We start from the raw sequence: 12,776 nt of genomic DNA on the forward strand, positions 1-12,776 counted from the left end.
TGCGGTTGAAGTCAGGCAGGGACGGGAAGGGCGATGTTATGGTACACCGGCCAGCTAAAGCAGAAGCGCGCGCCGCCGAGCTCGCTCTCTTCGCAATGCACCGTGCCGCCCATGGCCTGCGCGATTGAGTAGACAATCGCCAGCCCCAGACCGCATCCGCCTGTGGCGCGATCGCGGCTGGGATCGAGGCGGACAAACGGTTCAAACACGGTTTCGCGTGCTTCCGGGGCAATCCCCGGTCCGTCATCCTCTACCGTCAGGCGGGCCTGATTGCCCTGCAGATCCAGCCCAATCTGCAGCGTACTTTCGCTGTAGCGCATGGCGTTGTTCATCAGATTGTCCAGCACGCGCTCCATCAGGCGCATATCGAGCGCGCCGTAGTCACCCGGCGTGACGCGCGTTAACAGCGTGCGCTGCGGGTTCACGCTCTGAACGTCGTCAATGTGGGTTTGCAGCCAGGCGGGCAGATCCGGCGTGCTGAGGTTCAGCTCGTTTTGCGGGCGATCGAGGCGCGCGTAGGTCAGCAGCTCCTCAATCAGCGCCTCAAGCTGGCCAATGTCGCGGTTAAGCGCCTGAGACTCTGCTTCCGTCAGATTCTCGCTCATCTCCAGACGATAGCGCAGGCGTACCAGCGGCGTGCGCAGCTCGTGCGCAATTCCGTCGATCAGCTGCTTCTTGCTGGCGATAAGGGCATTGATGTTATCGGCCATCTGGTTAAAGGCCACGCCCAGACGTTCAAAGCTGGAACCGCTGTCGAAGTGAATACGCTCTGTAAAATGCCCCTCGCCAAAACGCTGCGCGGCGGATTCGAGTTTCAGCATGTCCTGCCAGTGCGGGCGCATCCAGATAAAAACCGGAAACGCGAGTGAAATGGCGATAAAGGCCATCAGCGCCATGTCCAGCAGGCGCATCTGATGCAGATAATAGAGATAGGGCACCGGCCCGACGGCCAGCACGTAATGGCTGCGCGGAATTCGCTGGATAAAGGTGTATTTCTCATCCAGCGCGACGATATCCCCGTCGCGCAGACGCTGCATGGCGGGCGGGTCCAGATCGAAATCTTTCAACGGCTCGATGCGTAAATCGAATGACAGATTGAGATCCAGCTCTTTCAGGGTTTTCGCCCAGTCGTGTGGCGGGATCTCTCTCAGCTCGCTGCGCATCAGATAGAGCGAGCTTTTCATCAGGTCATCCAGAGACTGCCTGCCCGCGCGTTCGGCGGTAAATTTATAGACCAGGCCGACCAGCATGGTCATCACCAGGAAGCAGACAAACAGTAAAAGATAAAACTGCACAAACAGCTTTTTCATTGGATCTCACCGCAAAAACGCTATGTGCAGAATATACATGAAAACCCTTCGAGTTTTTCACGTCTGTCGAGCGTGTTAGACGGCTTTCGCGCTGTTTTTTACCTTGGCGATGAATTTTTCCGTCACGGCCAGGCCTTCTGCAATGTGCGTATCAATCACATCCGTTCCGTATTCGCTGATGAGATCCAGCAGTATTTCGTAAGACTGGATGAGTTCCAGCAGGTCAAAGAGCGCTTTTTGATCGGTGCGTGAGGGGGAGGCGTGATTCAGGGTTGCCTGATTAACAATCCACTCAAGATTGGTTTTTATCGCTTCTACCTGACCGTAGCTATACATAATTCATGGGCTTAAATCCTCATTTCAAGATTTATTGGAGAGATGTCGTGAAAGCTTCACGGCGAAAATGAGTAAAACAATCGCAAGAGCGGGGCGAGCTGAAGAAAGGAGAGTCGAGAAGGTAATTATGGAATAGTTTGCGTGCTTAGCAAGTTAATTGTTGCGCAAACGTAAAAATAAACGCGCGAAAGAAGGGCATTCTCGCGTAATGCCTTTATTTCGCGCAGGTTATCCTGTCCGGCGATCAGGTTTCCCACGCATGTGGGGCAAACAGATAGCCCTTGTTACGCACGGTTTTAATGCGGTAGGGCTCGGTGGCGTTATCCTGCAGTTTTTTGCGCAGACGCGAAATCGCCACGTCCACGCTGCGGTCCATTCCGTCATAGCTTACGCCACGCAGGTTTTTCAGCAGCGCGTCACGATCCATGATCTGCCCGGCATGCGTTGCCAGCTCCCACAGCAGGTCAAAATCTGCGGTGGAAAGGGCGATAAGCTCGCCAGAGAGCAGCACCTGACGGTTAATCGGATCAATAGACAGCGTACCGAAGCGCATCGCTTTGTGCGGCGTCAGAGACGGCGCCGGTGCTTCGCGTTCGATGCTGGCGTGCTGGCGTAAATGGAGGCGCAGGCGAGCGAGCAGGACGGCAGGCGGTGTGGTTTTCAGAATGTAATCATTGGCACCCATCTCCAGCGACAAAATATGGTTCATATCGCTGTCCAGTGAGGTGAGCAGGACGATAGGGCCCTCCCACCGGGCGCGCAGGTCGCGGCAGAGCGTCATGCCGTCTTTGCCCGGCAACATGATATCCAGCAGCACCAGATCCGGGTTTTCACGGACGACCACCTCTTCGGCACGATCGCCACGAGGTTCAACAATGACGTCCATATCATGTTTACCCAGATAGGCGGCGATCAGCTGCCCGACTTCGGGTTCGTCTTCAACATAAACAATCTTATTCATACAGCGTCTGTTTTCGTGAAAAAAGCCAACATACACCGCGAAACCTTAACCTTCCATTAATCTTTCAAAATTAACGCCGGTTCCGTTATTCTGGCCCATAGGGTGAGTTGATTATTATAAGGAAAACGATGGCTCTGGTGATCAAAGCCGCGCTGGGTGCGCTGGTGGTGTTGCTGATTGGCATTCTGGCAAAAACGAAAAACTACTATATTGCCGGGCTGATCCCTCTCTTCCCGACTTTTGCACTCATTGCCCACTATATTGTGGCGTCTGAACGCGGCACGGAAGCGTTACGCACGACCATCGTGTTTGGCATGTGGTCAATCATCCCGTATTTTCTCTACCTGCTTTCGCTGTGGTATTTCACCGGTTTTCTGCGTCTTCCCCTGGCGCTGGGCGGGGCGGTGGTCTGCTGGGGGCTCAGCGCCTGGGTGTTAATTTTCTTCTGGAGCCGCTTTCACTAGCGCAGCGGTCGGCCGCCGTCCACGGCAAAGGTTCTGCCGGTGACGTAGCAACTGGTGAGCAGGTAATCCACGAGGTCGATGACCTCTTTCTCGCCCGGGGCAATTTTCATCAGCGATTTATTCAGCGCCTGCTGGCGATACTCCGCATCATCGTTTTCGTTGAATAAGATCATTGCCGGGGCGATGGCGTTCACCTTCACCTCGGGGGCGAGCTTGCGGGCAAACGAGCGGGTCATATTATCCAGCGCGGCTTTACTGGCCGCATAGGCAATGTGCTTGTCGCTGCCGCGCTCCACCACATAATCCGTGAAGTGAATGATGTCGCCCGCAGCATGCCCGTCGCCGCGGAGCAGATCCTGCAGAGCGTGGTTAAGCAGATAAGGGGCATTGACGTGGATCTGCAGCATGGCGGAGAGCGTTTCGCTGAGTGACGTACCCGGCTTTTCGGCCTGCCATGCGCTGGCGTTATGGAGCACGGCGCGCAGACCCGTTGTGGTGGATTTCACCTTTTCCGCAAAGGCCAGAATGCCTTCATCGGTTGAAAAATCAGCCTGAATGCAAACCGCCCCGGCTTTGCGCAGCCCTTCAATCGACGGGTATTCCGTGCGGTAGCTGACAATGACCGGATGGCGAAGGTTGAGAAAATGATGGGCGAGGGCGAGGCCGATACGGCGGCCTCCGCCGGTGATCAGTATGGGGCGAAGCGGTGCATTTCCCATCGTATTCTCCTTTACAGTTCAACAATGGGAAAGGCGATGCTATCCCACTAACATCCAGGTTGCCGGCACGGCAGCAACCAGTAACAGTCCAATTAAGGCCATCTCACGGCGTTTCAGCGCGTTCTCCAGCTGATGCGTGCGGCGGGCGTAGATGAACACCAGCAGACCCGGTGCGTACAGCACCACCGACAGCAGCAGATGCATAGGTCCGGAAGCATACAACAACCACAGGCCGTAAATACAGGCTCCGACACCCACGACATAATGCGCCGGGCGTGTGGCAATTTTTAACAGATACGCACCCACTAAGAAATAGGGTACCAGAATCATCTCCGAGGCGATGGTCAGCAGCGTGTTATAGTCTGAACCTGTGAGCCAGATCAGCACCAGACAGATCTGAACGCTGATGTTGGTCAGCCAGAGTGAGGCAGACGGCGCGCTGTTTTGGTTTTGACGCGCAAACAGGCGTGGAAACGCCTTGTGCGTCGCGGCCAGGAAAGGCACTTCAGCCGCCATGATGGTCCAGCTCAGGTAGGCTCCGCAGACGGAGATGATAAGGCCAGCGGCAATCACCACGTCGCCCCAGGAGCCGAGCATTTTCACCATCAGGCCCGCCATTGACGGATTACGCATTTCAGCCAGTTCAGGACGCGCCACCACGCCCAGCGACAGCAGCGTCACCAGCAGATAGACCCCGAGCGCGGCCAGTACCGCCAGCAGCGTGGCGCGGCCCACATCGCGTTTATTTCGGGCCCGGGCGGAAACCACAACCGCGCCTTCAACACCGATGAACACCCACAGGGTAATCAGCATCGTGTTTTTCACCTGCTCCCAGACGGGGACGCCCAGCGCAACGCCGCTGAAATCGAGCGTGAACACGTCCATGCGGAATGCAATGAAGGCCAGAACGATAAACAGGCCGAGCGGAACCAGTTTCGCGAGCGTCGCCACCAGGTTAATGCTGGCGGCCGTTTGTACGCCACGCAGCACCAGCCAGTGGACGAACCACAGTAACACCGAGGCGCCCACAATAGACTGCCAGGTATTCCCGTCGCCAAACAGGCGCAGCTCAGGCGTATCGGTAAAGAAACTGAGGGCCGAGAAAACGATCACCAGATAGGAGACGTTGGCGATCACCGCACACAGCCAGTATCCCCAGGCCGAACAGAAGCCAATCAGCTCGCCGAAACCTTCCCGGGCATAGGTGAAAATGCCGCCGTCCAGATCCGGGCGAATGCGCGTCAGCAGCAGCATGGCGAAGGCCAGCAGCAATATTCCGACACCCGTAATGCCCCAGCCAATGATGAGGGCAGACGGGCTGGCGACGGCCGCCATATTTTGCGGCAAACTGAATACGCCCGCACCCAGCATTGAGCTTAAAACGAGTGCAGTCAGAGCACTCAGGCCAAGTTTCTTTTCCATTGGCTTCCTGTTATGAAAGGTCAAAATCCAGAATAATTATTTCGCTCAGGCGCATAAAAATGGTGGATCACACTAAGGCGCGGGATTTTACGGAGTGTAACGAAAGCATGCAATGACGTGTGGCAGAAATTCAAAAAAAGTAACAAAAAAGGCGGCATTGCGCCGCCTTTTTTAAACGATTTTGTTACTTGTACAGATCGGCGCTGATGGTCACGTTGTTACCACGTTCCTGCCACTGGCGGGTGATGTGGTAGAACTTCGCCCCTTTCTTCGCCGCACGCTTCGCGACCTGGTAAGAGACTTCCGTCATGTTGCCGTAGTTGCCGGTAAATTTGATGCTGTCGAACGGCACCATCTGCGCGGCAGTGGCGTTGTTCAGCTCTTCAACTTTGGTACCGTCTGGCAGCGTAACCGAATAACGGCCACCTTTCGTGGACTGTGTTTCAAAGAAACGGCCCACTTCAGCGCTTGGCGTAGCCGTCGTTGCGACGCCTGGGATTTCCACTTTCTTCGCTTCTTCGCCGCCTTTCGCTATCGCCGCGCGACCGGCTTCTGAGTTTGCCGGAATCGCATCCGGGCTCTGCAGAACACGTTTCTTCGCATCTTCTTTATAGATGAACGCGGTAATACGCTGGTTGCCGCCCTGGTTAGCATCGACCTGACGCACGATGTAGAAAGCGTAGGCCCCTTTCTCTTTCGCGGCTTTGGTGATGGCATCGTTCACTTCAGGCTGGCTGCGGTAAAAGCCCTGAACGGTGACGGTGTCGTACGGTTCCAGCGCAATTGCCTGATCTTTCGGCAGTTCAACAACACCGTTAATCACGCGGTTTTTCGGTGCGTCAGCTTTTGGCGCGTTGTCCTTATACAGCGCAATGGTCACGCGCTGGTTACCGCTGTTGCCGTTATCAGACTGGTCAACAACATAAAACGAGGCTGCCCCGTTTTTATCAGCGGCCTTTGATGCAGCGGCGACGGCGTCGCCAATAGAATTATAACGACCCACAATGACCTTATGGTCAAAAGGTTTTAACGCTGCCGCTTGCTCCGGCGTTAACTCTGTTGCGGCATTCGCAGACAGGGCGGTCGCGGAGAGAAGTGCGGACGCCAGGAGTGTGTTCTTAAGCTTCATAAAAATGATCCTTCGCCTTGCGCAAACCATGTACTGGTATTGTTGTTAATTTGAGACGGTCCCGATTATGGCATTTAAAACCCGTCGCTGTCTGCGCCATTTTTCACTGCCTGTGCTCACTGAATCACCTTATTCGATAACATTTAGTGATATGTTGAAAAAACACGCGTTTGACAAGTAAAACTGATAAAGCTTATGACTTTTACAAGTTAATTTAATGTTAATAAGTTGTTCTCTTATGGCGCTATATCATGTTTTTACCGCTTCGCTTGCGCGAATTATCGGTTCTGGCGATGAATTTAAGGTAAATATCACTGTCAGTGACGCCGATCGCTTATTTTTCACAGATAAAGTAAGAAATAGTGTTTTCTGGCGGTAGATCACGGCCGCTATTTTCAGTAGGTTATAGACAGTTTGTTACTGTTTTATTTTCCGGGGTGAATTGTGTCTCATTGCTTGCGTGATGGCGAAAAATGATACAAACCGCGGGCACTTATCGTTAAACCATCATCAAAAACCGATGGAAGGGAAAACTATGCGTATTGGGGTACCAAAAGAACGGTTAGCCAATGAAACCCGCGTAGCGGCAACACCGAAAACGGTGGAGCAACTGCTTAAGCTGGGTTTTACCGTCGCAGTTGAAAGCGGCGCGGGCAAACTGGCGAGTTTCGATGACGAGGCCTTTATTCAGGCTGGCGCGGAAGTGGTGGACAGTGCCGACGTGTGGCAGTCGCCGGTTATTCTGAAGGTCAACGCACCGGAAGAGAGGGAGATTGCGCTGCTGAATCCGGGCACCACGCTGGTGAGCTTTATCTGGCCTGCGCAAAATCCTGAGCTGATGGAAAAACTGGCCGCGCGCGGCGTCACCGTGATGGCGATGGACTCCGTGCCGCGTATTTCGCGAGCCCAGTCGCTGGACGCCTTAAGTTCGATGGCAAACATTGCGGGCTACCGCGCCATCGTTGAAGCGGCCCACGAATTTGGTCGCTTCTTTACCGGTCAGATCACCGCGGCGGGTAAAGTCCCTCCGGCGAAGGTGATGGTGATTGGCGCGGGCGTGGCGGGACTTGCTGCCATCGGTGCGGCAAACAGCCTGGGCGCTATCGTTCGCGCGTTTGATACCCGTCCTGAAGTGAAGGAACAGGTCCAGAGTATGGGTGCCGAATTCCTTGAGCTGGACTTCAAGGAAGAAGCGGGTAGCGGTGATGGTTATGCGAAGGTGATGTCCGAAGCCTTTATCAAAGCCGAAATGGAACTCTTCGCCGCGCAGGCTAAAGATGTCGACATCATTGTGACCACCGCGCTTATCCCTGGTAAACCGGCGCCGAAGCTGATTACCCGTGAGATGGTGGACTCCATGAAGCCGGGCAGCGTGATTGTCGACCTGGCCGCGCAAAACGGCGGCAACTGCGAATATACCGTAGCGAATCAGGTGACCACGACCGCAAACGGCGTGAAGGTGATCGGCTATACCGATCTGCCGGGTCGCCTGCCGACGCAATCGTCTCAGCTGTACGGCACCAACCTCGTCAACCTGCTGAAGCTGCTTTGCAAAGAGAAAGACGGCAACATCACCGTCGATTTTGACGACGTGGTGGTGCGCGGTGTGACCGTGGTGCGTGAAGGTGAAATTACCTGGCCTGCGCCACCGATTCAGGTTTCGGCCCAGCCTCAGGCAGCGCCTAAAGCGGCGCCAGAACCAAAAGAACCTGCCAAACCGGCTTCCCCGTGGCGCAAATACGCGATCATGGCGCTGGTGATTATTCTGTTCGGCTGGCTGGCTGACGTCGCGCCGAAAGAGTTCCTCGGCCACTTTACCGTCTTCGCGCTCTCCTGCGTCGTGGGCTACTACGTGGTGTGGAACGTCTCCCATGCGCTGCATACGCCGCTGATGTCGGTGACCAACGCCATCTCCGGGATCATCGTGGTGGGGGCGTTACTGCAGATTGGCCACGGCGGCTGGATCAGCTTCCTGAGCTTTATCGCGGTGCTGATCGCCAGTATCAATATTTTCGGTGGTTTCACCGTGACTCAGCGCATGCTGAAAATGTTTCGTAAAGGCTAAGGGGTAGCATATGTCTGGAGGATTAGTGACAGCCGCATACATTGTTGCTGCAATCCTGTTTATTTTCAGTCTGGCGGGGCTTTCCAAACACGAAACGTCTCAGCAGGGGAATAACTTTGGTATCGCCGGGATGGCGATTGCGCTGATTGCCACCATCTTCGGGCCGGACACCGGCAACGTGGCGTGGATCCTGGTGGCGATGATCATCGGCGGTGCGATTGGTATTCGCCTGGCGAAACGCGTTGAAATGACCGAGATGCCGGAGCTGGTGGCGATTCTGCACAGCTTTGTGGGTCTGGCCGCAGTGCTGGTGGGCTTCAACAGCTACCTGTACCACACGCCAGGTCTGGAACCGATTCTGGTGAATATTCACCTGACGGAAGTGTTCCTCGGTATCTTCATCGGTGCGGTCACCTTCACCGGTTCCATTGTCGCGTTCGGCAAGCTGCGCGGGAAGATTTCCTCTAAGCCGCTGATGCTGCCAAACCGTCATAAGCTGAACCTGGCGGCGCTGGTGGTATCGTTTGTGCTGCTGGTGGTCTTCGTGCGTACCGAAAGCGTCGGTCTGCAGGTGCTGGCGTTGCTGGTGATGACTATCATCGCGCTGGCCTTCGGCTGGCATCTGGTGGCGTCCATCGGTGGTGCGGATATGCCAGTGGTGGTCTCCATGCTGAACTCCTACTCCGGTTGGGCGGCGGCGGCGGCGGGCTTTATGCTGAGCAACGACCTGCTGATCGTCACCGGTGCGCTGGTGGGTTCTTCGGGTGCGATCCTGTCTTACATCATGTGTAAGGCGATGAACCGCTCGTTCATCAGCGTCATCGCCGGTGGCTTTGGTTCTGACGGCTCGTCTACCGGCTCCGATGAGGAAGTGGGTGAGCACCGTGAGATCAGCGCGGAAGATACCGCCGAGATGCTCAAAAACTCGCACTCGGTTATTATCACCCCGGGCTACGGCATGGCGGTGGCACAGGCGCAGTATCCGGTCGCGGAAATCACCGAGAAGCTACGCGCGCGCGGCATCAAGGTGCGTTTTGGTATTCACCCGGTGGCGGGGCGTCTGCCAGGCCACATGAACGTGCTGCTGGCGGAAGCGAAAGTGCCTTACGACATCGTGCTGGAGATGGACGAGATCAACGATGATTTCGCCGACACCGACACCGTGCTGGTCATTGGGGCTAACGACACCGTTAACCCGGCGGCGCAGGACGATCCGCGTAGCCCAATCGCCGGGATGCCGGTTCTGGAAGTGTGGAAGGCGGAGAACGTGATCGTGTTTAAGCGCTCAATGAATACCGGCTATGCCGGGGTGCAGAACCCGCTGTTCTTCAAAGAGAACACCCACATGCTCTTTGGCGATGCCAAAGCCAGCGTGGATGCGATTCTGAAAGCGCTCTGACAGGGTAAAGCCCGGTGGCGCAAGCTTACCGGGCCTACCAAACCCGTAGGCCGGGTAAGGCGTAGCCGCCACCCGGCAAAAAAAACCGCCGGTTCGCCGACGGTTTTTTTTTATCTTGCGGGTCAATCGTCTTCCGGATCGTCAAGCTCAACCGGCGTCTGGTACTCATCCGGCTTGATAACCAGCAGGTCGCAGCGCAGATGGTCGATCACCTGCTCGGCGGTGTTGCCGAGGAAGGCGGCAGAAATACCGGTACGGCCAATGGTACCCAGCACGACAATCCCCGCCTGCAGGTGTTCAGCCAGGTCCGGGATTACCTCTTCAGGCAGCCCTTTTTCCACGTGGGTCATTTTCTCATCGATGCTGAATTTCTGGCGCAGCGCTTTCATGGCCAGCAGGTGCTGACCGCGGATGGCGTCGTTATACACGCTCGGGTCAAATTCCGGCAGCTCAATGGCGATGTTAATCGGGGTAACCGGATAGGCACCTACCAGATGCACTTCGGTGTGGTTGACCTGGTCGGCAAGCTGGAGGGTCTCCTTCACCAGCTTCTCGTTCAGCGAGTTATGGTAATCCTCTTCGCTGGCGAGGTTTACCGCCACAACGGCTTTCCCGCCTTCAGGCCACGGCTGGTCTTTCACCATCCAGACCGGGCAAGGGCATTTACGCAGCAGGTGCCAGTCGGTCGGGGTGAAGATCACGGATTCCAGCTTGTCGTGCTGGTGCGCCATCTTCAGCAGCAGATCGTGCCCACCGGCAACGACTTCCTGAATGATGGCTTCGAAAGGTCGGTTGTGCCAGACCACTTTGATATCAATGGGCACGCCCGCTTCCAGGTAATACTTCGCCTGTTCGCGGATCCACGCGGTACGCTGGCTGATGACGCCCTGACGCATAGCGGTGCGCTCGTCAGGCGACAGAAGGGTGGTCATCTCATACGAGAAGTCATAGATCGGCAAAAACGCTTTGATTTTGCCACCAATCCGTTGATGCAAATACACAGCACGTCGTAATGCCGGCTGATCGTCCTGATTCGGATCGATTGCTACCAGCATGTTTTGATACTTGGCCATACAGGTCTCCTTACTACTGTCACCACAGTCTGTAATTAAAAGAGTAACCTATATATCCTGAATGAAACAGAGGAGAGCTTTTGCCAGATCAATAATTCATGAAAATTTATCAGAGGAAAAGCACCGTGGTCGTTACCGCGATAAACGCAATAAACAGCAGCACCATCACCGCTATCGCAAAGGTCGTGGAGTCCTGAACGTAGGTTTTTTCCTCCCCCTTCATTGGGCCGACAAGCATGATCCAGATGAAGATAAAGGTCACTGAGGCAATCACGACTGAAACGAAAAACAAACTTTCTCTCAATTCATAACCTCAACGAGACCCTTTTGGGTGCTGTGTGGGGACGTGCTACGGTGAAAAGGGCAGATATAAGACGGGGTAACAGGCCAGACCCATAAATCAGGAGAATTTATCGGTCTGGCAGTATACGTATGGCGTTTACGCCACGTTGCGGGCGTGCCCGGCAAGAACGGCCAGCGCTTCACCGTTTTCGATAGTGATGTATTTACCCTTAACGGCCAGCATCCCGCTTTTCTGGAAACGACCCAGCAGACGGCTGATGGTTTCCACGGTCAGACCCAGGTAGTTACCGATATCGCCACGCGTCATCGTCAGACGGAATTCACGCGGCGAGAAGCCACGCTCGGCGAAGCGGCGGGAGAGGTTGTAGATAAACGCGGCCAGACGCTCTTCTGCATTCTTTTTGGAAAGCAGCAGAATCATGTCCTGATCGCCTTTGATCTCACCGCTCATCAGACGCATCATCTGCTGACGCAGGTTAGGCATCTTGCCGGACAGATCGTCCAGGGTTTCAAACGGAATTTCGCAAACCATCGAGGTTTCGAGTGCCTGAGCAAAGCTCGGGTGGTGGCCCGTACCGATGGCATCAAAGCCTACCAGGTCACCCGCCAGATGGAAGCCGGTGATCTGCTCATCGCCCTGTTCGGTGATGGTGTAGCTCTTGATGGTGCCAGAACGGATAGCATAGAGCGATTTCAGTTCGTCTCCCGCTTTAAACAGCGTCTGCCCTTTCTGAATAGGCTTTTTACGCTCGATAATATTATCAAGCTGATCGAGTTCATGCTCATTCAGGGTAAACGGGATACAGAGCTGGCTGATGCTGCAATCCTGGCAATGGATAGCACAACCGCCAGACTGAATGCGTCGTATAATTCGCTTTTCCGGGATCATAGGTTTGCTCAAGCCTTAATTGATATTGGTCAATTTTAACATCTTTTTGGTAAGTACGTAAGCCTGACAAACCCTCAATAAGGACAAGAGACGGCAATGTGTCGCCATCTTCTTGAAATTCCACAGCTTGATTATGGATTTTTAGCCTAACCGGAAGAAAATTAAGCACAAAAAGCCTGGGAACTAGAGTAAGAGATACCCTTCGTGACGCAGCAACCACTCTTTTCGCTGCACGCCACCGGCATAGCCGGTCAGGGTGCCGTTGCGGCCAATAACGCGATGGCAGGGCACCACGATGCTGACCGGATTAGAGCCGTTCGCGGCACCTACGGCGCGTGCGGCCCCAGCGCGACCTAACTGCGCCGCGAGCTGGCCGTAATGCATCACCTGCCCGCAGGGAATGGCCCGCAGCGCCTGCCACACTTCGCGCTGAAAAGGCGTGCCCGCCGTGGCGGTGGGCAGCGTGTCGATGATGCTGAGATCGCCTTCGAAGTACGCCGCAAGCTTGTCGCTCAGTCCACCCGGATTGGTGGCGCGGATACGTTCATACCCCTGGGCGCGGTAGTGAATCGCAAGCAGTTCTTCCATGCGGTCGCTGTGCTCTTCCCACTCAACGGCGCGCAGGCAAAACTGCTCGTCCGCGATCACCCACAGCGGCCCAAGCGGCGTCGCAATCTTGTCTTCGAGTAATCTCAGCATCCTCATT

The 12,776-nt window shown here is 55.2% G+C and carries 13 protein-coding genes; 3 read left to right on the top strand and 10 right to left on the bottom strand.

Going from position 1 to position 12,776, the window contains the following annotated elements; all coding sequences use genetic code 11:
* Positions 1–11: 11 nt before the first annotated feature.
* From rstB to rstA, 3 genes are all read right to left on the bottom strand, one after another.
* Positions 12–1,310, bottom strand: a complete 1,299-nt coding sequence (gene rstB, locus ACVCAM_RS12305; protein WP_047748289.1) for a two-component system sensor histidine kinase RstB — start codon at positions 1,308–1,310, stop codon at positions 12–14.
* Positions 1,311–1,385: 75 nt separating this feature from the next.
* The gene (locus ACVCAM_RS12310) at positions 1,386–1,646 is read right to left on the bottom strand and encodes a hypothetical protein (protein ID WP_008500551.1); all 261 of its coding nucleotides are present in this window, start codon (positions 1,644–1,646) and stop codon (positions 1,386–1,388) included.
* A gap of 244 nt (positions 1,647–1,890) precedes the next feature.
* On the bottom strand, positions 1,891–2,607 hold the full coding sequence (rstA, locus tag ACVCAM_RS12315; protein WP_021241154.1) for a two-component system response regulator RstA: 717 nt from the start codon (positions 2,605–2,607) through the stop codon (positions 1,891–1,893).
* Positions 2,608–2,735: 128 nt separating this feature from the next.
* On the opposite strand from rstA, the gene ACVCAM_RS12320 reads away from it, so the two are divergent.
* Positions 2,736–3,071, top strand: a complete 336-nt coding sequence (locus ACVCAM_RS12320; RefSeq protein ID WP_021241155.1) for a GlpM family protein — start codon at positions 2,736–2,738, stop codon at positions 3,069–3,071.
* Here the strand turns inward: ACVCAM_RS12320 and folM are convergent.
* The 3 genes from folM to ydgH all read right to left on the bottom strand — a co-directional run bounded on the left by folM (position 3,068) and on the right by ydgH (position 6,341).
* Entirely contained in the window at positions 3,068–3,790 is a 723-nt protein-coding gene (gene folM, locus ACVCAM_RS12325) for a dihydromonapterin reductase (protein ID WP_407223283.1), read from the bottom strand. The two genes, ACVCAM_RS12320 and folM, sit on opposite strands and share 4 nt — an antisense overlap.
* A 39-nt stretch (positions 3,791–3,829) precedes the next feature.
* The gene (locus ACVCAM_RS12330) at positions 3,830–5,212 is read right to left on the bottom strand and encodes an amino acid permease (RefSeq protein WP_008500547.1); all 1,383 of its coding nucleotides are present in this window, start codon (positions 5,210–5,212) and stop codon (positions 3,830–3,832) included.
* A gap of 184 nt (positions 5,213–5,396) precedes the next feature.
* Entirely contained in the window at positions 5,397–6,341 is a 945-nt protein-coding gene (gene ydgH / locus ACVCAM_RS12335) for a DUF1471 family protein YdgH (RefSeq protein WP_023327293.1), read from the bottom strand.
* 535 nt (positions 6,342–6,876) lie between these two features.
* On the opposite strand from ydgH, the gene pntA reads away from it, so the two are divergent.
* Both pntA and pntB read left to right on the top strand, forming a co-directional pair.
* Entirely contained in the window at positions 6,877–8,406 is a 1,530-nt protein-coding gene (gene pntA / locus ACVCAM_RS12340) for a Re/Si-specific NAD(P)(+) transhydrogenase subunit alpha (RefSeq protein WP_181239414.1), read from the top strand.
* Positions 8,407–8,416: 10 nt separating this feature from the next.
* Positions 8,417–9,805: a Re/Si-specific NAD(P)(+) transhydrogenase subunit beta gene (gene pntB, locus ACVCAM_RS12345; RefSeq protein ID WP_025911532.1), complete on the top strand. Its 1,389-nt coding sequence runs from the start codon at positions 8,417–8,419 to the stop codon at positions 9,803–9,805.
* 122 nt (positions 9,806–9,927) lie between these two features.
* Here the strand turns inward: pntB and uspE are convergent, their stop codons facing one another.
* The 4 genes from uspE to ogt form a co-directional block, all read right to left on the bottom strand.
* Positions 9,928–10,878 (bottom strand): universal stress protein UspE, encoded by a 951-nt coding sequence (uspE, locus tag ACVCAM_RS12350; protein WP_008500542.1) that lies wholly within the window; start codon positions 10,876–10,878, stop codon positions 9,928–9,930.
* A gap of 109 nt (positions 10,879–10,987) precedes the next feature.
* Positions 10,988–11,170, bottom strand: coding sequence for a hypothetical protein (locus ACVCAM_RS12355; protein ID WP_014883604.1), 183 nt, complete (start codon positions 11,168–11,170; stop codon positions 10,988–10,990).
* A gap of 147 nt (positions 11,171–11,317) precedes the next feature.
* A complete protein-coding gene (gene fnr, locus ACVCAM_RS12360) occupies positions 11,318–12,070 on the bottom strand; it encodes a fumarate/nitrate reduction transcriptional regulator Fnr (protein ID WP_006174991.1) in 753 nt (250 codons plus the stop codon).
* 183 nt (positions 12,071–12,253) lie between these two features.
* The gene (gene ogt / locus ACVCAM_RS12365; RefSeq protein ID WP_025911525.1) at positions 12,254–12,769 is read right to left on the bottom strand and encodes a methylated-DNA--[protein]-cysteine S-methyltransferase; all 516 of its coding nucleotides are present in this window, start codon (positions 12,767–12,769) and stop codon (positions 12,254–12,256) included.
* Positions 12,770–12,776 lie beyond the last annotated feature (7 nt).

Source organism: Enterobacter sp. CFEC122 (assembly GCF_052983755.1).